This window comes from Mycoplana sp. ABR4_002, from assembly GCF_056159645.1.
In genome coordinates, this window is record NZ_JBSWVO010000001.1 from 2,796,908 (window position 1) to 2,816,667 (window position 19,760).

General features: G+C 67.3%; 21 protein-coding genes. 8 read left to right on the forward strand and 13 right to left on the reverse strand.

All coding sequences use genetic code 11. The features are described from left to right. Positions 1–13: 13 nt before the first annotated feature. Positions 14–1,882, reverse strand: a complete 1,869-nt coding sequence (recQ, locus tag ACXAGF_RS13375) for a DNA helicase RecQ (RefSeq protein ID WP_475017755.1) — start codon at positions 1,880–1,882, stop codon at positions 14–16. Between the two features lie 131 nt (positions 1,883–2,013). Next, positions 2,014–4,011: a DNA primase gene (gene dnaG, locus ACXAGF_RS13380; RefSeq protein ID WP_475017757.1), complete on the reverse strand. Its 1,998-nt coding sequence runs from the start codon at positions 4,009–4,011 to the stop codon at positions 2,014–2,016. 201 nt (positions 4,012–4,212) lie between these two features. Between dnaG and ACXAGF_RS13385 the strand changes: the two genes are divergently transcribed. Continuing rightward, positions 4,213–5,124, forward strand: coding sequence for a hypothetical protein (locus ACXAGF_RS13385; protein ID WP_475017758.1), 912 nt, complete (start codon positions 4,213–4,215; stop codon positions 5,122–5,124). Here ACXAGF_RS13385 and ACXAGF_RS13390 read toward each other — a convergent pair. Together ACXAGF_RS13390 and ACXAGF_RS13395 are read right to left on the reverse strand one after the other, a co-directional pair. Beyond that, positions 5,100–5,432, reverse strand: a complete 333-nt coding sequence (locus ACXAGF_RS13390) for a hypothetical protein (protein ID WP_475017760.1) — start codon at positions 5,430–5,432, stop codon at positions 5,100–5,102. The genes ACXAGF_RS13385 and ACXAGF_RS13390 overlap by 25 nt on opposite strands. A gap of 45 nt (positions 5,433–5,477) precedes the next feature. Beyond that, a complete protein-coding gene (locus ACXAGF_RS13395; protein WP_475017762.1) occupies positions 5,478–5,927 on the reverse strand; it encodes a GatB/YqeY domain-containing protein in 450 nt (149 codons plus the stop codon). Between the two features lie 339 nt (positions 5,928–6,266). Here ACXAGF_RS13395 and carA point away from each other — a divergent pair, with 339 nt between their 5' ends. Then, the gene (carA, locus tag ACXAGF_RS13400; RefSeq protein ID WP_475019289.1) at positions 6,267–7,475 is read left to right on the forward strand and encodes a glutamine-hydrolyzing carbamoyl-phosphate synthase small subunit; all 1,209 of its coding nucleotides are present in this window, start codon (positions 6,267–6,269) and stop codon (positions 7,473–7,475) included. 11 nt (positions 7,476–7,486) lie between these two features. Here the strand turns inward: carA and ACXAGF_RS13405 are convergent, their stop codons facing one another. Genes ACXAGF_RS13405 through ACXAGF_RS13415 form a run of 3 tightly spaced genes read right to left on the reverse strand, consistent with a single transcriptional unit; the run spans position 7,487 to position 8,926 of the window. Next, positions 7,487–7,834 (reverse strand): SH3 domain-containing protein, encoded by a 348-nt coding sequence (locus ACXAGF_RS13405; protein WP_475017764.1) that lies wholly within the window; start codon positions 7,832–7,834, stop codon positions 7,487–7,489. Between the two features lie 13 nt (positions 7,835–7,847). Next, entirely contained in the window at positions 7,848–8,570 is a 723-nt protein-coding gene (locus ACXAGF_RS13410; protein WP_475017766.1) for a hypothetical protein, read from the reverse strand. 35 nt (positions 8,571–8,605) lie between these two features. Next, a complete protein-coding gene (locus ACXAGF_RS13415) occupies positions 8,606–8,926 on the reverse strand; it encodes a hypothetical protein (RefSeq protein WP_475017768.1) in 321 nt (106 codons plus the stop codon). Between the two features lie 210 nt (positions 8,927–9,136). Here ACXAGF_RS13415 and ACXAGF_RS13420 point away from each other — a divergent pair, with 210 nt between their 5' ends. Next, positions 9,137–9,457 (forward strand): antibiotic biosynthesis monooxygenase, encoded by a 321-nt coding sequence (locus ACXAGF_RS13420; RefSeq protein ID WP_475017770.1) that lies wholly within the window; start codon positions 9,137–9,139, stop codon positions 9,455–9,457. Here the strand turns inward: ACXAGF_RS13420 and ACXAGF_RS13425 are convergent. The 3 genes from ACXAGF_RS13425 to ACXAGF_RS13435 all read right to left on the reverse strand — a co-directional run bounded on the left by ACXAGF_RS13425 (position 9,439) and on the right by ACXAGF_RS13435 (position 13,323). After that, positions 9,439–10,851, reverse strand: coding sequence for an MATE family efflux transporter (locus ACXAGF_RS13425; RefSeq protein WP_475017772.1), 1,413 nt, complete (start codon positions 10,849–10,851; stop codon positions 9,439–9,441). The genes ACXAGF_RS13420 and ACXAGF_RS13425 overlap by 19 nt on opposite strands. Before the next feature lie 184 nt (positions 10,852–11,035). Further along, positions 11,036–12,286, reverse strand: coding sequence for a TCR/Tet family MFS transporter (locus ACXAGF_RS13430; protein WP_475017774.1), 1,251 nt, complete (start codon positions 12,284–12,286; stop codon positions 11,036–11,038). Positions 12,287–12,417: 131 nt separating this feature from the next. Then, positions 12,418–13,323: a LysR substrate-binding domain-containing protein gene (locus tag ACXAGF_RS13435; protein WP_475017776.1), complete on the reverse strand. Its 906-nt coding sequence runs from the start codon at positions 13,321–13,323 to the stop codon at positions 12,418–12,420. A 120-nt stretch (positions 13,324–13,443) separates the two neighbouring features. Between ACXAGF_RS13435 and ACXAGF_RS13440 the strand changes: the two genes are divergently transcribed. Next, a complete protein-coding gene (locus tag ACXAGF_RS13440; RefSeq protein WP_475017778.1) occupies positions 13,444–14,442 on the forward strand; it encodes an aldo/keto reductase in 999 nt (332 codons plus the stop codon). A gap of 100 nt (positions 14,443–14,542) precedes the next feature. On the opposite strand, the gene ypfJ is transcribed toward ACXAGF_RS13440, so the two are convergent. From ypfJ to ACXAGF_RS13455, 3 genes are all read right to left on the reverse strand, one after another. Then, a complete protein-coding gene (ypfJ, locus tag ACXAGF_RS13445; protein WP_475017780.1) occupies positions 14,543–15,475 on the reverse strand; it encodes a KPN_02809 family neutral zinc metallopeptidase in 933 nt (310 codons plus the stop codon). 119 nt (positions 15,476–15,594) lie between these two features. After that, positions 15,595–16,233, reverse strand: coding sequence for an NrsF family protein (locus ACXAGF_RS13450; RefSeq protein WP_475017782.1), 639 nt, complete (start codon positions 16,231–16,233; stop codon positions 15,595–15,597). Positions 16,234–16,235: 2 nt separating this feature from the next. After that, positions 16,236–16,769 (reverse strand): sigma-70 family RNA polymerase sigma factor, encoded by a 534-nt coding sequence (locus ACXAGF_RS13455; protein ID WP_475017784.1) that lies wholly within the window; start codon positions 16,767–16,769, stop codon positions 16,236–16,238. A gap of 184 nt (positions 16,770–16,953) precedes the next feature. Here ACXAGF_RS13455 and ACXAGF_RS13460 point away from each other — a divergent pair, with 184 nt between their 5' ends. From ACXAGF_RS13460 to ACXAGF_RS13475, 4 genes are read left to right on the forward strand one after another with little or no spacing between them, the layout of a single operon-like run. Next, positions 16,954–17,277, forward strand: coding sequence for a BufA1 family periplasmic bufferin-type metallophore (locus tag ACXAGF_RS13460; protein WP_475017786.1), 324 nt, complete (start codon positions 16,954–16,956; stop codon positions 17,275–17,277). Positions 17,278–17,306: 29 nt separating this feature from the next. Continuing rightward, positions 17,307–18,221 carry an MNIO family bufferin maturase gene (gene bufB / locus ACXAGF_RS13465; protein WP_475017788.1) on the forward strand — a complete coding sequence of 305 codons (915 nt, stop codon included), beginning with the start codon at positions 17,307–17,309 and terminating at the stop codon, positions 18,219–18,221. After that, positions 18,208–19,023 carry an HvfC/BufC family peptide modification chaperone gene (locus ACXAGF_RS13470; protein ID WP_475017790.1) on the forward strand — a complete coding sequence of 272 codons (816 nt, stop codon included), beginning with the start codon at positions 18,208–18,210 and terminating at the stop codon, positions 19,021–19,023. The genes bufB and ACXAGF_RS13470 overlap by 14 nt, the downstream gene beginning before the upstream one ends. Beyond that, the gene (locus ACXAGF_RS13475; protein ID WP_475017792.1) at positions 19,013–19,531 is read left to right on the forward strand and encodes a DoxX family protein; all 519 of its coding nucleotides are present in this window, start codon (positions 19,013–19,015) and stop codon (positions 19,529–19,531) included. Before ACXAGF_RS13470 ends, ACXAGF_RS13475 begins: the two co-directional genes overlap by 11 nt. Positions 19,532–19,760: the final 229 nt, after the last annotated feature.

Here is a 19,760-nt window from a genome sequence, read left to right on the forward strand (position 1 = left end):
GGATCAAACCGCGTCATCCTTCGGCAAAGGCCTCGATCACGGCCAGGAACGCCTTGCCGAACCGCTCGCGCTTGCTCTGGCCGATGCCTTGGATGTCGAGCAGTTCCTCCCAGTCGCCCGGCCGTTCCTTCGCCAGTGCGATCAGCGTGGCGTCGGGGAAGACGACATAGGGCGGCACGTCGAGGTCTCGGGCGATGGAGAGACGCTCGGCACGCAGCCGCTCGAACAGCTCGAGGTCGGACCCGGCCAGCGCGGAGCGCTCGCGCGCGCTCGCCGTCCTTTGTCCCCTGGCACCCTTGCCGGCGGCCGGGCGATCCTTGCGGAAGCGCACCTGCCGCTCGCGACGAAAGACCGAGCGGGCCTCCGGTTCCAGCTTCATCGCGCCGTAGGCGCCGTGGTCGATGCGCACCAGCCCGGCGGCGAGAAGCTGGCGGAAGACCGATTGCCAGGTGCGGCCGGGAATGTCCTTCCCGGCGCCGAAGACCGGCATGTCGACATGCCCGAACCGCTCGGTCTTTTCGTTGACCGTCCCCAACAGCACGTCGATGACGTGGCCGGTGCCGAAGCGCTCGCCGGTGCGGTAGACGGCGGCAAGTGCCGTGATCGCGGCCTCGGTCCCGTCCCAGGTCTCGACCGGGCTTCTGCAGGTATCGCAATTGCCGCACCCGCCGGGATGGGTCTCGCCGAAATGGGCCAGGATCGCCTGCCGGCGGCAGGCGGCGGTCTCGCAGATGGCAAGCAGCGCGTTCAGCTTGGCGCGCTCGACCCGCTTGATTTCCTCGGCCGCCTCGCCCTCGTCGATCATGCGCCGGCGCTGCATCACGTCGGCCATCCCGTACGCCATCCACACCTCGGACGGCAGGCCGTCGCGCCCCGCCCGTCCGGTTTCCTGGTAATAGGCCTCTACCGACCCCGGCAGGTCGAGATGAGCGACGTAGCGCACGTCCGGCTTGTCAATGCCCATGCCGAAGGCGACGGTGGCGACGAGGCAGAGGTTCTCCTCCTTCAGGAAGGCATCCTGATGCGCGTCGCGCACCGCCCGCTCCAGCCCGGCGTGATAGGGCAGCGCCCTGATCCCCTGCTTTTCCAGCCACTCGGCCGTGTCTTCCACCTTGGCCCGCGACAGGCAGTAGACGATCCCGCTCGCGCCCTTGTGGCGCGACAGGAAGCGCAGCAGCTGCTGGCGCGGCTGGTCGCGCTCGACGATATCGTAGGCGATGTTCGGCCGGTCGAACGAGGTGGTGAAGACCTTCGCCGTGTTCAGCGCCAGCCGCGCGATGATGTCGTCGCGGGTATGCGGGTCGGCGGTCGCCGTCAACGCGACCCGCGGCACCCCGGGATAGCGCTCCGCGAGGCAGTCCAGCGCCCGGTATTCGGGTCGGAAATCATGGCCCCATTGCGAGACGCAATGGGCCTCGTCGATGGCGAAGAGCGCAATGCGCGCCTGGGCGATCAGGTCGGCGAAGCCATCGGTGACGATGCGCTCGGGCGTCACATAGAGCAGGTCGAGCTCGTTCGAGCGGACCGCGCGCATGACCGCGACCGCCTCCTCCCGCGAAAGCGATGAGTTCAGCGCCGCGGCGCGTACGCCGAGCTGCTTCAGCGCCTCCACCTGGTCGCGCATCAGCGCGATCAGCGGCGAGACGACGATGCCGACGCCGTCGCGGCAGAGCGCCGGGATCTGAAAGCAGAGCGACTTGCCCGCCCCGGTGGGAAACAGCACGACCGCGTCGCCGCCCGCCGCCACGTGCTCGACCACCGCCTGCTGCTTGCCGCGAAAGGCATCGTAGCCATAGACGCGCTTGAGCACGTCAAGCGGTGCGCGGCCGCCGGCGAATGGCTGTTCAGTCGAATAGGGCGCGGGTCTTTCGGATGGCGTCATCGGTCTCTTTCGGGAATCGTGCGGGCATCATCGGCATCTGCCCGAAGGATGCAAGCCGGCCGGTGGATGCCGGTTCGCTCGCGCCAGCCGCATTCCGGCGGGCGGCGCGATGCAAGATATTCGCTGCCGCCCTACCCCTTCGCCGGCCCTTTCACACGGCCGGACATCACGCCGAACCCGTCGATGATCGCCTCCTGGTTCTCCAGCCGCTTCGTTTCCATCTGCACCTCCTGCAGCGCGCGCAGGATCTGCTGGACACGCTCGCCGTCGCCCTCTTCGGTGGCCTCGGCGAGTTCCCGCTCCAGTTCGCGCCGCTGCCACAGGAGCGCGCGCGTGCGCTTGTGCAGCGCCAGCGCCTGCAGGTAGCTCTCGCGCGCATCCGCCGCCGCCGCCTCCTCGGTGGCGGTCCAGAGGCGGGCATTGCGCACCTGCTGGTCCATCGCCTTCAGCATCGCGGCGAAGTCGGCGGCCTCCAGCTCCTCGAGCAGCCGGTCACGCGCCAGCCGGTCGCCCATCGCAGCGGCAATCCCCAGCACCGCGGACCAGAAGCGCTGCAGGTCGCGATTGTCGAACTCGATCGCCGCCACCTCGTCATACTCCTCGAACAGGATCTGCGGGTGGTTGACGATGGTCAGCGCCAGGGCGGTCTCGCGCAGGGCCGGCAGTTCCTGCGCGCCCCGCACCAGCGTCGATCGCGCCAGCCCCTGGGAAATCGCGTTGGGAACGGCCGTCTGGCCGCCGCCCGCCCGCCCGCCGGGAGCGCGGGCCTGCCGTCCGCCGAAGCCGCGCCGGTCCCCGCCTTGCCGCGTGGCCGGCTGGAAGAACGCGTTGAGCCGGTCGCGCATGTCCTGCTGGTAGTGCCGCCGGACGTTTTCGTCGGCGATCACCGCAACCAGTTGCCGGAGCCGTGCCTCGAGCTCCGCGCGGCTTTCCGGCGTGTCGTAGCTGCCGCCGCCGGCCTCGCGGTTCCAGATCATCTCCGCCAGCGGCCGGGCGCTCGCCAGCACCTTGTCGAACGGCGCGCGCCCCTCGTGGCGGACCAGATCGTCCGGGTCCTTGCCGTCGGGCAGGAGCGCGAAGCGGACCGTTCGGCCGGGCTTGATATATGGCAGCGCCAGTTCCGCGGCGCGGTTGGCCGCGCGAATGCCGGCACCGTCGCCATCGAAGCAGAGGATCGGCTGCGGCGTCATTTTCCACAACAGCTCGAGCTGGTTCTCGGTCAGCGCCGTGCCGAGCGGGGCGACCGCGTTCTCGATGCCTGCCTGGTGCAAGGCGATCACGTCCATGTAGCCCTCGACGGCGATGATCGTGCCGGCGGCGCTCTCCTCGCCGTTGGCGCCGCGCCCGGCCCCCTGCGCCGCCTTGCGCGCGCGGGCGAAGTTGTAGAGCACCTGGCCCTTGTGGAACAATTCGGTCTCGTTGGAATTGACGTACTTCGCCGGCGCGTCCGGCGACATCGCCCGTCCGCCAAAGGCGATCACCCTTTCCCGCGACGACAGGATCGGAAACATGATGCGGTCCCGGAAGCGGTCATAGGAGACCGGGATCTCCGGTCCGTGCACGACCAGGCCGCAGGCTTCGATCTGCTCCTTCGGCACGCCCTTCCCGGCCAGATGCTCCTTCAGCGCGTTGCGGCCCTCGGTCGCATAGCCGAGCCTGAAGGTTTCGATGGTGCGGCCGCTCAGGCCGCGGTCGCGCAGGTAGGCGCGGGCCCGGGCACCGGCTGCCGACTGCAGCTGTTCCTGGAAATAGAGGGTCGCCATCTCCATGACGTCGAGTAGCGAGGTCCGCTCCCGCTCCCGGCGTTCGGCCTGGGCGTCGGGCTGGGGCATGGCAAGGCCGGCCATGTCCGCCATCTGCTGCACGGCCTCTGGAAAGCTCAGCCCTTCCAGCTCCGTCACGAAGCGGAAATGGTCACCCGAGACGCCGCAGCCAAAGCAATGATATCGGCCCTTGCGGTCCTCGCAGTGGAAGCTCGGCGACTTTTCGCCATGAAACGGGCAGCACGCCCAGTAGTCGCCGCGCGAGACGTTCGTCTTTTTCCGGTCCCAGGTGACACGGCGGCCGATCACGGCCGATATCGGCACGCGATCGCGGATCTCGTCCAGGAAGGATGGGGAAAAGCGCATGTGAGGTATCGTCTCCGTCGCCGCCGACCGGCGAACTGGGCTCTATAATGGTTGGAACGGCGGAACGCCACAACATCGATCTCGTCGTTGGCCCGGCGATGACAATTGCATACGACCAACGCGAATGTGATCACCAGCTAAATTGACAGTGGCGTTGCGCTCGGGGGATGTATCCAGGGCCCCGACCGCAGAAGGACCGACATGCCGATCGACCCACGCGCCCTTGCCAACGATCTCCGTTTTTTCCTCACATTCCGGCACGGCGCCCAGGTCCTACTGGACATTTTCGACGACAACCCGCCCCTCGCCGGCTTGTTCTCCTCGCAGCAGCGCTGGCTGATGAGCCATGCGGCGTTTGCGCTTGCCTGCACGCGCGATCCGGAGGACCCCGCCGGCAGCTTCTACACCGCGCGCTTCATCAGCCTGATGACCGAAAAGAACGTGGCCAGCAAGAACACCGCCGCGCAGTTCATCCAGGAACTGCTCGCCAACGGGCTCGTGCGCGTCGCCGAGGGGCACGAGGACCGCCGCCGGAAGCCGCTGATCCCCACCGAGCTGCCCGACCAGGCGATGTCGCAATGGCTGGAACTGCATCTGGCCGGCATCGACGGCATCGACGGCGGCAACCGCGCCGACGTCTATCGCGCCGATCCCTCGCTTCTGTACCGCATCCAGCCCTGCATCGCCGCCCGCGTGCTCGACGCGCCCGGCGTCCGCCACCAGGGGCCGACCTTCGATCTCTTCACCTGGGCCAACTTCGGCGGGCTGATCCTGGACCTGCTGATCGCCTCGATCGAGCCGGGCGAGGACGGCTCCGGCCTTGAGGGCGACCGTCTGCTGACCGGCACGCTGTCAATCAGCGAGGTGGCGCGCCGCTTCGCGATCTCGCGCACCCACGTGGCGCGCCTGTTCGGCAAGGCCGCCGAGGCCGGCGATATCGGCTGGTGCGGCAAGCGCGGCGAGAGCCCGATGTGGATTTCCCGCCGGCTCCTGCAGCAGTACTGGCAATACCAGGCCGACAAGCACGCCCTGGTGGATACCGCCTATCACGAGGCGATCGGCGCGCAACCGGGCGCCGTCGGGCTCCGTCAGAACCCCATGTCGGGGGCATAGAAGCACCAGGGCGTATCTTCGTTGGGGAAGAGGCAGAGGTGATACTCGCCATCCTGCGAGCGCCGCGTGAGCCACTTCGACAGGAAAAAGACGTGGCGCCGGGTGGCGAGCCGATGGTCGCCCGGCGCCAGCGTCACGACGTAGCCGCCCTCGACGGCCTTTACCGTCGAAGCGGCGATCGCCTGGCAGTCGCCCTGGTGTGAGTCGCCGTTGCAACAGAGCGGGTCGTACCGCCAGCCGCTCGGCGCGTCATGCGCCGCCGCCGTTCCCGCAAGGGCAACCAGTGCGAATGTCAGAACGATGCGCATGGCAGGCTCCCCGCGCGGCCATGGCGGCCGGAAGCCGTCCGGCGGTTACTTCAGCAGATCCTTGACCACGCCGGACGCCTTGGCGAAGTCCATCTGCCCCGGATAGAGTTCCTTCAGCGCGTTCATGCACTTGCCCATGTCGCGCAGGCCGTGCGCTCCGGTCTCGCTGACCACTTTCGCGCACAGTTCCTTGACCTTCTCCTCCGAGAGCTGCTCCGGCAGGAAGCCGTTGATCACGGTGATTTCCTCGCGCTCCTTCGCCGCAAGCTCGGGACGGCCGTTCTCGTCGTAGATGCGCGCCGATTCTTCGCGCTGCTTGATCATTTTCGCCAGGATCTGCTTGATGCCGTCGTCGTCGACAGGATCCTTGCCGGCGCCGCGGTTGGCGATGTCCCGGTCCTTGATCGCGGCCTGGATCAGGCGCACCGTCGAAATGCGGCGCATGTCCTTGGCCTTAAGCGCATTCTTGAGGCATTCTGCGAGTTGCTCGCGCATCATATATCTCCGCCGGACCGAGCGGCCCGCAGCCGGTCCTGGCGGGGCGCATTTCGATCCTGTTTGTCTTCTTGTTCGTGGGCTCTCATAGACCAGCAATGTCGAAACAATCAAATCGATTGCCTAACACTTTGAATTGACTGGATTTATATTTCCAATCAATTCACAGGGAGCGATTGACCGCGGGGAGTGCTTTGTCTATTTTCCGGCACCTGCACGAAATTTGCATGTGGTGGCATCACCGCGGAACTTCCGCGCGCCCATGTTCGCGACATTAAATGGCGGTTGACCCGGCGCACTTCAAGGCGAGCCGGTCGGCGCGCCGGAAAAGGGATGACCATGACCTCGACCGCCCCCTGGACCACCGAGAAGCCGACCGCCCTGCTCGTCCTCGCCGACGGCACCGTGATCGAAGGCAAGGGCATCGGCGCCACCGGCAAGGTTCAGGCCGAGGTCTGCTTCAACACCGCGCTGACCGGCTACGAGGAAATCCTGACCGACCCATCCTACCTCGGCCAGATCGTCACCTTCACCTTCCCCCACATCGGCAATGTCGGCACCAACGACGAGGACATCGAGGATCTGACGCCAGCCGCCCGCCACGGTGCCGTCGGCGTGATCTTCAAGGCCGACATCACCGATCCTTCCAACTACCGCGCCGCCCGGCACCTCGACCAGTGGCTGAAGGCGCGCGGCATCATCGGCCTCTGCGGCATCGACACGCGCGCGCTGACCGCCTGGATCCGCGAGCACGGTGCTCCGAACGCGGTCATCGCCCACGATCCCGCAGGCGTTTTCGACATCGAGGCGCTGAAGGCCGAAGCCAAGGCCTGGAGCGGCCTGGAGGGCCTCGACCTCGCCAAGTCCGCCTCGTCCGGCCAGTCCTCGCGCTGGAGTGAGGCCCCCTGGGTGTGGAACGAGGGCTACGACGCCCTCTCAGAGGGCGCAGAGACGCACCATATCGTCGCGCTCGACTTCGGCGTGAAGCGCAACATTCTGCGCCTGTTCGCCGGGCTCGGCTGCAAGGTCACCGTCATGCCCGCGACCTCGGGCACCGAACAGGTGCTGGCGCAGAAGCCGGACGGCGTCTTCCTGTCCAACGGCCCGGGCGACCCGGCGGCGACCGGCGAATACGCCGTGCCGGTGATCCGCGACCTGATCCGCACCGGCATCCCCATGTTCGGCATCTGCCTCGGCCATCAGATGCTCGGCCTCGCCGTCGGCGCCAGGACCGAGAAAATGCACCAGGGCCATCACGGCGCGAACCATCCGGTCAAGGACCATACCACCGGCAAGGTCGAGATCGTCTCGATGAACCATGGCTTCGCGGTGGCCTCCGACTCGCTGCCGGAAGGTGTGGAAGAGACGCACGTGTCGCTGTTCGACGGCACGAACTGCGGCCTGCGGATCGTCGGCAAGCCGGTGTTCTCGGTGCAGCATCACCCGGAGGCTTCGCCGGGTCCCCAGGACAGCCACTATCTTTTCCGCCGCTTCATCAACCTCGTGCGCGAGCGCAAGGGTGAGGAAGCGATTCCCGAGCGAGCCTGACCGTCCGGACCTTACGGGCACTCGCTGTCGCGCACGAAACGGGCCTTGACCCAGCCCCGCGTGACCCGGTCGCCGCCGTAATGCGTGACCGGGCACCAGCGCCGGCCCCAGGCCACAGAAGGCGGCTCGCACGGCGCGTCCAGGTGAAGGACTCCGTGCCGCCCCGGCACAAGCGTATCGACAATCGTCGCCGACGCGGAAGGATGGCGGCGAAGGTTCAGCGCATCGCCGGCCGAGACATTGACAACGACCAGGCATCCCGGCCCCGTCGTCGCCCCCGCATCCAAGGCCGGCCACAGCAGCATGGCGGCGATGCCGAAAAGGCAACCCGACCGCCGGGCATGCCTCGCCTTCGTCATGCAGACCTCCACATCAGGTGCAGTCGGGATACCGGTAACGATCCGCCTCAGATACGTCCACCGGGCACCCCGCCGGCGCGTTCAGCGTAAACTGGGCGATGCGCTGGCCATCGGGAGCGAACGAGCACTGGAAGGTCAACGGCGGCTCTGTCTCGGAATCGCCGTTCACCGCATGGGTGCCGTCCGTCCGTCTTCCTTCGTACGTGACATTGATGATACCGGCCGGAATGCGCAGGTGGCCGGACGCATAGGAACGGCAGGAATCGAGCATGGATGCTTCGTTGCCGCCGGCGGCCTGGTGGTCTTGTGCCTTGCCGGTGACGGCGACCTTCAGAGTGAACTCGACGGACTTGTCCGTGTCCCTGTCGTTTCCCATGAGATAGACGCGCACGGTGTAGTCACCACTCTCGGGAAGCCGTACCTCCGCGCGCCTCTCGGTCTCCATCGAACCGGTGAAGATCGCCATGCCGTCGCTGCCGGGGGGAAGGATATTGAAGTAGGCGGTCCCATTGCCGTTGGTGCTGCCAATCTCCATAGAGACTCGCATGGTCTGGCCGCCGTTGGCGCCGAGTATGTAGTCGGCATACTGATGTCCGGTAACCGAGCCGCTGACATCCGTCGAACTGTGGCCCTTCTGGAAATGCACCTCGGAGACCGTCTGGGCCTGGGTCGGAAGCGACGGTGTCCAGAGGCTTGCGGCCAGAAAGATGATCCTGGGCATGGGAATGAACGGCATCATCGCTTCTCCTGCGGTTCACTGGGGTTTGGTGCCTAGAGGGCGCCCTCGTCTGTCAGCGAGGTCACATCGCTGACCCGCCCGCCCGACACCAGACAGCGCCACCTGGCGCGCTGCGGCCCCACACCGAGTATGACCTCGGTAGCGGCCTGCGAGAAATCGGAGTCGAGGATGACGACGTCGGGATTGTTCGTCTCGCGACGCACGGCGACCTCGCAGGCGCTCTCGTCCGCCGCGCTGCCCGTTCGCAGGGAGGCAGCTGGCGCAGCGGTGCTTCCTCCGGAGGAGGTTTCCGAGCACCCGGAAAGCCCCAAGAGAAGCGCGGCAGCAAGACAGGCCGTGTTCGTTTCTCGCATTGACGTCCCCCGGCTTTGGCATGGTCCGTTCAGCGTGGGCGCAATCGGGCAGGCAATCCCCGGCGGCCGCGGCCGCATGCTACCAGCCCAAGCCGCCAGAGGAAACGCCGACCCCGCCGAAATCCGGCGACGGATTCGGGCCGCTTGACCTCGAGTTAGGTTGAGGTGCTACGCAGGCGCCAGACCAACGACCGGGAGACGGAGAGAGACATGGACGGCACGATCTATCGCGTGGACAAATTCGTGGTGCCCGGCGCGGTGCGCGCGGAGTTCCTGAGATACGTCCGCAGCACCGACGCGGTCCTGCGCAGACAACGCGGTTTTCTCGAGCACACGGTGCTGGAGCAGACGGCGGGGCCCGGCGCATTCAACATCGTTACCATCGCGCGATGGTCGGACCCGAAGGCGATCGAGAACGCCAAGGCCGCCGTCGCCGAGGCGCATCGCGCGGCCGGCTTCAACCCGGCCGAAGCAATGGCGCGGCTCGGCATCCGCGCCGACATCGGGCTTTATCAGCCCGTCGCGGAATAGCGCTCGTCGAGTTTGAGCCCGGGATCAGGCCTTCCCTCCCGCCGAAGCAGCACGTAGTAGCGCCAGCACAGCATGACGGCGGCGGCGGCAAGCCCGAACAGAAAGCCGAGCCAGACGCCGATGCCGCCGAGGCCGAGCGGAAAGCCCAGCCCCCAGGCGCAGCCGAAGCCGATCGGCCAATAGGCGATCAGCGCCATGATCATCGGCACGCGCGTGTCCTTCAGCCCGCGCAGGAGGCCGGCGGCAATCGCCTGCAGCCCGTCGACCAGTTGGAAGATGCCGGCGATCACCACCAGCGGGCCGGCATAGGCGAGGACCTCGGCGGCTTCGGCCGAGCGGCGGTCGAGGAAGATGCCGGCAAGGCGGGTCGGCATTGCCGCGAAAAGCAGGCCGCCCGTCACCGCAATCGCCGTGGCCACCGCCGCCACGGTCAACGAGGCGCGCACGACGCCCTGGTAGTCACCGCGGCCATGCGCGACGCCGACGCGCACGGTCGCCGCCTGCGCCAGGCCGTAGGGAAACATGAAGGCGATCGAGGCGAGCTGCAGCGCAATGCCGTGGGCAGCCAGCTCGATCGTGCCGATTGATCCCATCAGCAGCGAGGCGACGGTGAACAGGCTGACTTCGGCAAGCACCGTCAGGCTGATCGGCACGCCGAGGTGCAGCACCTCGAAGAAGGCCGGCCAGTCGGCGCGCCAGAAGCGGACAAACAGCTCGTAGCGACGCAGTTCGGGCCGGCTCTGCACATAGGCGACGATCAGGACGAACGACAGCACGTTCACGCCGAAGGAAACGATGCCGGCGCCGCGGATGCCGAGCGCCGGCAGGCCGAAGCGGCCAAGCACCAGCGCATAGGCGAAGAAGGCGTTGACGACGAGGATGACCAAGGTGATCGCCAGGATCACCCCGGCCCGGCCATGCGCGCTGACGAGGCCGCGCAACGCCATGAACAGCAGCGCCGGCGGTAGTCCCCAGTGGGCGACCGACAGGTATTCGTTCGCGAGGGCGGCGACCTCCGGCGTCTGGCCCGCCAGCAACAGGATCTGCTCGGCCTGGACAAACACCGGGATCGTCAGCAGCGAGTAGAGCAGCACCACCCAGATGCCCATGCGCACAGAACGGCGCACCGAAACCACGTCGCCCCGGCCATAGGCCTGCGCCACCATCGGGATCACCGCGGTTGCGAAGCCCGAGCCGAAGATGAAGATGGTGAAGAAGAACTGGCCGGCCAGCACGATCGCCGCCAGGTGCGCAGCCCCGAGCTGGCCGAGGATGACGACATCGGTCGTGTGGATGCCGAGCTGGGCGAGCTGAGCGCCGATCAGCGGGATGCCGAGGGCCAGCGTCGCCCTGATGTGGGACGCCCAGCTGTTGTTTGCGCGCATCGCGGTCATGTGCATGGTCCTGCTACCTTTCGGACGTCTGCCGACCACATCGGCGCGCCGCGATCAATCGAATAGAATTGATCCAATCATCAAAAAGGCGTTGCCGCGGCCGGATATGCCCCGACTTGCCCGCAAAAATTGGAAAAAGACGAACAGGACCGCGCTTTTCGGGCCTGCTCGGACCAACGATGCCTCAGGTTGCCGCCTCCGCCGCGACCGCGCCCGCCCCCGCCCGGACACGGACCCGCAACACGAACACGCCGACGCCGATCAAGAGAATGGCGGCGGCGAGACCATAGGGGGCGCCCGCGAACGTTACCGGCGCGGCCGGACCGGTGAAGTGCCCGAACATCTGCGCGAAGATCAGCGGTCCGACGATGGTGGTGAGGCTGGACAGGCTCGACAGCGCGCCCTGGAGTTCCCCTTGCGCCGAAGGCGGCACCCTGGCGGAGGCGATCGAGCGCAACGGCGGGTCGGCGAGACCTTCGATGGCCGTGAGCACGATCACCACATAGACCATCCAGCCCTGCCAGGCGGCGGCGTAGCCCGCAAGCCCGAGCGCGGCAAAGGAAAGACCGAGCGCCGCGGTCCGCCACTCGCCGAGCACCGGCACCACGCGCGGCAGGACGAAGCCCATCACGAGCGCCGCCATGACGCCATAGACGCCGAGCGACAGGCCGATCTGCCCCTCCGACCAGCCGTAGCGATAGGCGCTGACGAAGGACCAGACGGCCGGATAGACCGCATGGGCCAGCCAGTAGCAGAAGAAGACGAGCAGCACCCACAGGATGCCGGGATAGTTGCGCATCTGCCTCAGCGCGCCGAGCGGGTTGGACCGGGCGATCTCGAAGCGGCGGCGATGCTGCACGCCAAGGCTTTCGGGCAACAGCACCCACGCCACCGCGAAGTTGAGGCCGGCCAGCAGGGCCGCGCCATAGAAGGGAACGCGCGGGCCGAACTCGCCGAGCACGCCGCCGATCACCGGCCCGAGCGCAAAGCCGGTGCCGAAGGCGATGCCGATCAGGCCGAAGTTCTTCGCCCGCGTCTCGTCGGTGCTAACGTCGGCGATGTAGGCGGCGGCGGTTCCGTAGCTCGCGCCGCTGATGCCGGCGAGCACCCTGCCGACGAACAGCATCCAGAAACTCGTGGCCAGCGCGCAGATCAGGTTGTCGACCGCAAAGGTGAAGACCGAGATCAACAGCACCGGCCGGCGCCCGAACCGGTCGGACAGGTTGCCGACCAGCGGCGCGAACAGGAACTGCATGGCCGAGTAGACAAGCAGCAGCCAACCGCCGTCGACGGCCGCAGCACTGATGTCGTCCCCGGTCAATTCCTTCAGGTAGCTGGGCAGCACCGGCATGATGATGGCGATGCCGATCACGTCGAGAAACATGATCATGAAGACAAGGGCAAGGCCCCGGCGCACGTCTCTTCCATCGCTCATCGGGACCCTCCGCGCGTGACGGCGCGAAACTTCGACAGGCTCTCATATTCCAGAACGGGTGGCGAAACAATGCGTGAACATCGCAATTTTCGTGATGCCACGACCTCAAGAATTGATGGATTGCGGTCCGTTCAGCCCGCCCCGCGCCGGTCGCGCTTGACGAAGTCGACGAAAGCCCGCAGCGGGGCCGGCATGTGCCTGCGCCCGGCATAGTAGAGGAACGGTCCGGAGAACGCCGGCGACCAGTCGGCTAGGATACGAACCAGCGCGCCGGTCTCAAGCGCCGCCAGCAGCGGCTCCTCGAAGGTATGGATGATGCCGAGGCCGGCGACCGCGGCGGCAAGCTCGAGGTCGAGCGAGTTGGCGACGATCGGCCCGGATGGGCTGATCGTCACCTCCCTGCCCTCGCCCTCGAACTCCCAGCCATGCGCATGGCCGCTGACGAAGCGGTGGCGGATGCAGCTGTGCTCAAGCAACTCCTCCGGCCGCGCCGGAACACCGTGGCGCTCGATATAGGCGGGCGCGGCCGCGGTGACGTAGCGCTGGCGCCGCGGCCCGATCGGGATCGCGATCATGTCGCGCTCGAGTCGTTCGTCGTAGCGGACGCCGGCATCGTAGCCGGCGGCGAGCACGTCGATGAAGCTGTCCTCGGCGACGACTTCAAGCGTGATCTTGGGATGGGCCGCGAGGAAGCGGGCCGCGATGTCCGGCAACACCGTGCGGGCGATGATCGTCGGCACGTTCAGCCGCAGGGTTCCCGCAGGACTGTCGCGCGAACTCTCCAGCTGGTCCAGTGCCGACGAGATCTCGCCCAGCGCCGGCGCGAGGCGCTCCATCAGCCGCAGCCCGGCCTCGGTGGGCGTGACGCTGCGCGTCGTGCGGTTGAGCAGGCGCACCCCCAGCCGTTCCTCGAGCCGCCGCAGCGCGGCGCTGAGTGCGGAGGGCGACACGCCGCGCCGGCGGGCGGCGGCGCGGAAGCTGCGCTCGCGCGCGACCGCGGTAAAAGCATCGAGATCGCCAAGCGGCAAATCGTTCATTGTGCTAATTTCCGTACAACCCGTTCAACGAAGAGTGGATTATCGCACAAAGGCACCTGCCGTAAAACAGTCCGACAACGCCGGGCGAGGTTCGGCGGAGCTGAGAAAAGGAGAAAACAGATGCAGCGCCACCGACTTGGAAAGACCGGTCCCGAAGTCTCCGCACTTGGCCTTGGCTGCATGGGCATGTCGGGCATGTATGGCCCGTCGGACCGCGCCGAAGGCATCGCCACGATCCATGCCGCCCTCGACGCCGGCGTCACGCTGATCGACACCGGCGACTTCTACGGCATGGGCCACAACGAGATGCTGATCGGCGAGGCGCTGAAGGGCGGCAAACGCGAACAGGCGGTCATCAGCGTCAAGTTCGGCGCTCTGCGCGACCCCGCCGGCGGATGGAGCGGCTATGACTCCCGCCCCGCCGCCATCCGCAACTTCGTCGCCTACTCGCTGCAGCGGCTCGGCGTCGACCACATCGACATCTACCGGCCGTCGCGCCTCGATCCGGCGGTGCCGATCGAGGACACGGTCGGCACGATCGCGGAGCTCGTCAAGGCGGGCTACGTGCGCCACATCGGCCTGTCCGAGGTCGGCGTGGAGACGATCCGCCGCGCGGCCGCGGTCCATCCGATCGCGGACCTGCAGATCGAGTACTCGTTGATCTCGCGCGGCATCGAGGACGAGATCCTGCCCGCCTGCCGCGATCTCGGCATCGGCGTCACCGCCTATGGCGTGCTGTCGCGCGGGCTGATCAGCGGCCACTGGCAGAAAGGCTCGACCGGCGCCGGCGATTTCCGCACCCACAGCCCCCGCTTTCAGGACGGCAACGTCGAGCGCAACCTCGAACTGGTGGACGCGCTGCGGCAGATCGCGCAGTCGACGGGCGCGACGGTGGCGCAAGTGGCGATCGCCTGGGTGGCGGCGCAGGGACAGGACATCGTCCCCCTGATCGGGGCGCGGCGGCGCGACCGGCTGGCGGAGGCGCTCGGCGCGATCGAACTCTCGCTCTCGCCCGCCGATCTCGCCGCGATCGAACGGGCCGTGCCGAAGGACGCCGCCGCCGGCGCCCGCTACCCCGAGGCGCAGTTGGCGCACATGGACAGCGAGCGCCGGCACTGAGCGAAAGCGGCTCTCGCGACAAGCGCCGGCGTCGGCTCGGCTGCCGCCGGCAACACAGGCAGCGGCGGTGTCCCCGCCGCTCCTTCCCCCGCTTGCGGGATCACGGATTGTCGACGCTGAAGGTATCGCAGTCCTGCACCCGGCCACTATCGAAGCCGCGCTTGAACCAGCGCATGCGCTGCTCCGAAGTGCCGTGGTTGAAGCTCTCCGGCACGACGTAGCCCTGCATGCGCTTCTGGATCGCATCGTCGCCGATCTGCACGGCGGCGTTCAGCGCTTCCTGCAGGTCGCCGGTCTCCAGCAGGCCCTTCTGTTCGGTGTACTTGCCCCAGATGCCGGCATAGCAGTCGGCCTGCAGTTCGACCCGGATCGACATCTGATTGGCCTCGGCCTCGCTCATCTGCTGACGGGCACGATTGAATTTCGGCAGCACGCCGGTCAGGTTCTGCACGTGATGGCCGACCTCATGGGCGACGACATAGGCCTGGGCGAAGTCGCCGGCGGCGTCGAAACGGCTCGCCAGCTCGTCGAAGAAACCCATGTCGAGATAGACCTTGCGGTCGCCGGGGCAATAGAATGGTCCGGTCGCAGCCGAAGCGAAGCCGCAGGCCGAACTGATCGAATTGGAGAACAGCACGAGTTTCGGCTCGTCGTACTGCACGCCGCTCGCCTGGAAAATGCCGTTCCAGACATCCTCGGTCTCGGCGAGCACCGTCGCCATGAATTGCTTGGTCTCCTCCTGCCTCGGCGAGTTCGCCCGGCTGGCGCTTTCGGTCTGCTCGAAGCCCGGCAGATTGACCTGGCCGCCGCTGCCGCCGAAGCCTTGGAGCAGGTCGATGCCCATCGCCCGGAAGATGAAATAGAGCGCGACGAGGAACAGGATCGTGCCGAAGCTCAGCCCTCCACCGGCACGCCGCCCGCCGCCCATCGGGATGCGCAAGCCACCGCCGCGGCCGAATGGGCTGCTGCCGAGCCCGCCGCGGCCGCGCTGATCCTCGACATTGCTGGATTGACGGCGGCCCTTCCACTCCATGATCGTTCCCTCGATTGTGCGGCTGGAACGCCCGAAGGGCGATTTCGTTCCTCGGCAATAGTTATAGGTCAGGACAAGGCGGTTTCAATCCGAGTTGCGCGCCCCGCGCCGTCGCGGCCTCACCACCGCAGCACGAGGCGACCGGCCACCGCGCCCACGCTCGCCAGTATGGCGATGGCCAGCGGATACCAGACGGCCACGAACAGAGGTGAATCATCCGGGCAATGGGCGGCATAGAACGCAGCCGAGATCCCGCCGGCCAGAACCCCCGCGATCGCGCCGCACGCGGTCGGATGGGACGGCGCGCCGTGGCGCATCGCCACGAGCAGGGCGGCTAGCGGCGCCAGTCCCATCAACGGGACGAAGGTCAGGCACACCATGCTGTTGGTGCCGATGGCCCGGGCGGTCCAGCTGTCGGCCGGCGTCGCGGCCAGCTCGAACAGGACCGAGAGTCCCAGCAGGGCGGCAACGGCAAGCAATCCGATCACGGCGGGGCGCAGGCTGCTGCCCGGCCGGGCGATGGCCGCACCAAGGCGCAGCGCGGCGACGGCCAGCGCGATGGTGAAGACGAACTTGAAGGTGAAGCGCGCGCTCTGGAGCGAGGCCGCAGCGTCGGCGCGCGGCCCGAGAAGGACGAAGAACAGGGTCGCCGCCGCCAGCACCGCAACCGCCAACGCCACGAGCCAGGCCTCCTTCATCGGCAGCCCGGTTCGCCGCGTGTCCGCCGCAAGTGCCTTGATCAGTTCGCTCGTTTCCATCCTTACGTCCTTCCGAAACGCCTGGCGATCGCCGTCAAACCACGATGCAGGGCGACCCGCACGGCCGTTTCGTTCATTCCCAGGTCCCGCGCGGTCTCCTGGATCGAGCTGCCCTCGATCGAGATCGCCGTGACCACCGATCGCTGCCCCGGAGTCAACAAGTTCAGCGCCCGGTCGATCTCCCAGCTCTGCAAGACCTCCGGCTGGTTCGCCTCGACCTCTTCCAGCGCCGGACTGTCGGCGATCGGCTGGCGTCCCTGCCGGCGGAACGCGTCGATCAGCTTGTGGTTGGCGATGGCGAAGATCCAGGGTCGGACCGGTTCCGCACTGCGCCAGGTATGCCGTTTCAGGTGGATGGCCAGCAGGGTCTCCTGCACGACATCCTCCACATCCAGCCCGCCCTGCACCGCCTTGCGCCTGAGCCAGCCGCGCACGAGCTTCGCCACAGCCTCGAGGAAGTCGAAGTAGGCGCGCTCGTCGCCCGCGATCGCCGCAACGAGCAATCGCTCGAGACTGCGGTCCTCCCTCCTGTCCAAGACGCTTCTCCTGTCTGTTCGCCCGCAAGCGGCCATCCGTTACAGGCCGCGCAAGGTATTTGTCTCGCGCCGCCAACAGTAATCACGAAGTCGTGTTCACGGGAAGTGTAACGCAAGGCTGCCACCGGCGAAAAAGACCATGTGCGCAGTGACGCACTTCGAAAACCGTTCTGGAGAAGACGACATGAGAACACGTTCAGCAGTAGGCACCGCGGTGCTGGCCACCGCCGTCGCATCGGCGCTCTCATCCATGGCGTTCGCCGCGCCGTTGTCCGAGACCGAGGCGAAGGCCGCCATGGATGCCGGCAAGGAAAAGTGCTTCGGCGTGGCGATGGCTGGGCAGAATGACTGCGCGGCTGGCCCCGGCACGACCTGCCAGGGCACCTCGACCGTCGACTATCAGGGCAACGCCTGGAAGTTCGTCGACGGCGGCACCTGCACCACCATGGAGCTGCCCGACGGCCGCAAGGGCTCGATGGAGGCCCTCGACCGCGATATTCCATCCTAATAGTGGGCGCGCGGAAAGCGGAGGAAGTCATGTTGGGACCAAACGATCGCGCCATCGGGCATGAGGCCCTTCGCTTTCCGCGTTATCTTGCCGACGGTCAGGCGGGGACGAGTTTCAAGCCCGAGCACCTGGCCGCCATCATGCTGCAGGAGCACCGGCACGGCTTCTTCGAGGTCCATGCCGAAAACTACATGGGGCCGGGTGGGCCGCCGCACAGGGTGCTCGCCCGTATCCGCGAGGACTACCCTCTGTCGGTCCACGGCGTCTGCATGTCGATCGGAGGGCCGCGCCCGCTGGACAAGACACATCTGGCGCGCTTCAAGGCGCTGATCGACCGCTATGAGCCGGCGCTCGTTTCCGAGCATCTGGCCTGGTCCACGCACGAGACGACCTACTTCAACGACCTTCTGCCCCTGCCCTACACCGGGCAGACGCTGCAACACGTTGCCGACCACATCGACGAGGTGCAGGAGGCGATCGGGCGACCGATCCTCCTGGAAAATCCGTCCAGCTACCTCGTCTTCACCGAATCGACGATGGCGGAGACCGAGTTCATCCGCGCGTTGGCGATGCGAACGGGATGCGGCCTGCTGCTCGACGTCAACAACGTCTTCGTCTCGGCCACCAACCTCGGCACCTCGGCGCTCGACTATCTCGCCGACTATCCGCTCGACCGGGTCGGCGAGATCCATCTGGCCGGCCACAAGGAGCAAAGCGATGACGACGGCAAGCCGCTGCTGATCGACAGCCACGACGGTCCGGTCTGCGACGCCGTCTGGAAACTGTACGACCTCGTCATCGGCCGGACCGGCCCGATCCCCACCCTGGTCGAATGGGACAGCGACATTCCCGACTGGCCGACGCTGACGCGGGAAGCGGCGGCCGCCCAGGCGATCCTCGACCGCCACGCCGGCGAGGGAGGGCTGCGCCGTGCGGCGGTCTAGCGACAACGCCAACAAGGCACCCGACCGCGCCGGCTACGCCGAGCACTTCGCCGCCTGCCTGCTCGCCCCGGACCGGGCCGCCCCGGCGGCGGTGGCCGCACCCGGCGGCGGGCCGGCGACGGCGCGCTTCAACGTCTATCGCAACAATGTCACCGTCAGTCTGATCGAGGCGCTGGCGGCCACGTTTCCGGCCGTACGGCGGATCACCGGGCCGGACTTCTTCCGCGCCATGGCGCGGTTCCACATTCGCGAAACGCCACCGACATCGCCGCTGCTATTTGAATACGGCCACGATTTCCCGGCCTTCATCGGCCGATACGAATACGCCCGCGCCATGCCCTGGCTCGCCGACGTCGCCCGCATCGAGCGGGCCTGGCTCGACGCCTACCACGCCGCCGACGAGCCGGTGCTGGCGCGAGAAACGCTGTCCGACGTGGCACCGGAGGAACTGGACGGACTATGCTTCCGCACCCACCCTGCCACCCGCCTGCTGGTTTCGGACCATCCGGCCTACAGCATCTTTTCCGCCAACCGCAGCGATGCACCGGTCGGGCGGATCGAGACGGCGGAGCCGGAGTGCACGCTGGTGACCCGTCCGGACCTGAGCGTGGAGGCGCGCCGGATCTCGGCCAGCGCCGCCGCCATGCTCGCAAGCCTGCTTTCCGGCGACACGCTCGGCCGCGCGGTGGAACGGGCACTGGCCGTCCAACCCGACTTCAACCTGGCTGCCGCCATTGCCGGCACGATCCAGGCCGGCGCATTCACAGGAATTTCGACGAAGGGAGCGCAAGATGCAATCTGAACCCATGCCGGCACGGTCCGCCGACGCCGGCCTCGCCGGGCGCCTCGGGCGCGCCCTTGCGATCATCGGCCACCTGACCCCGCCGTCGCTCTCGCAGTTCGCCCTGCGGTTTGCGCTGGCGGTGCCCTTCTGGCGCTCGGGAATCAATAAATGGGACGGCTTCCTGCAACTGAACGACACCGCGATCCTGCTGTTTTCCTCCGAGTTCAAGCTGCACCTTCCGGGCGGTCCCTACCCGTTCCCGTCGCCCGCCACCTTCGCCTTCCTGTCGGGCATGGCGGAGATTGTCTTCCCCGTCCTGCTGGTGCTGGGGCTTGCCACCCGGGCTGCCGCCCTCGGCCTGCTGGCGATGACCATCGTCATCCAGTTGACCGTGCCGGACGGCTGGCCGATCCACCTGACCTGGGCGGCAATGGCGCTGGGGGTGATGGCCTGGGGACCGGGACGGTTGTCGCTCGACCACCTCGCCGGCCTCAACCGGCACGAGCCCGGCGCGCCGCAGAGATAGGCCCCGACCGCGCCGTCCGGATCGGCGGCGGCGATGGCTTCTCGTACACCGCCATCCCGTCCGCCCCGAACCGGTCCCGGCAGCGCGGAACCACATCGGGCGGGATCACAATTGGGGACGGCCTGCCTCCCGATCGGGTCGCTCGACATGCCGAAAAGCTTCTCGCGCGGCACTGGCGAAAGACAGTGTAGATTCTGCGCCCCGGTACATTTTCGGGGTTTCGCTTGGG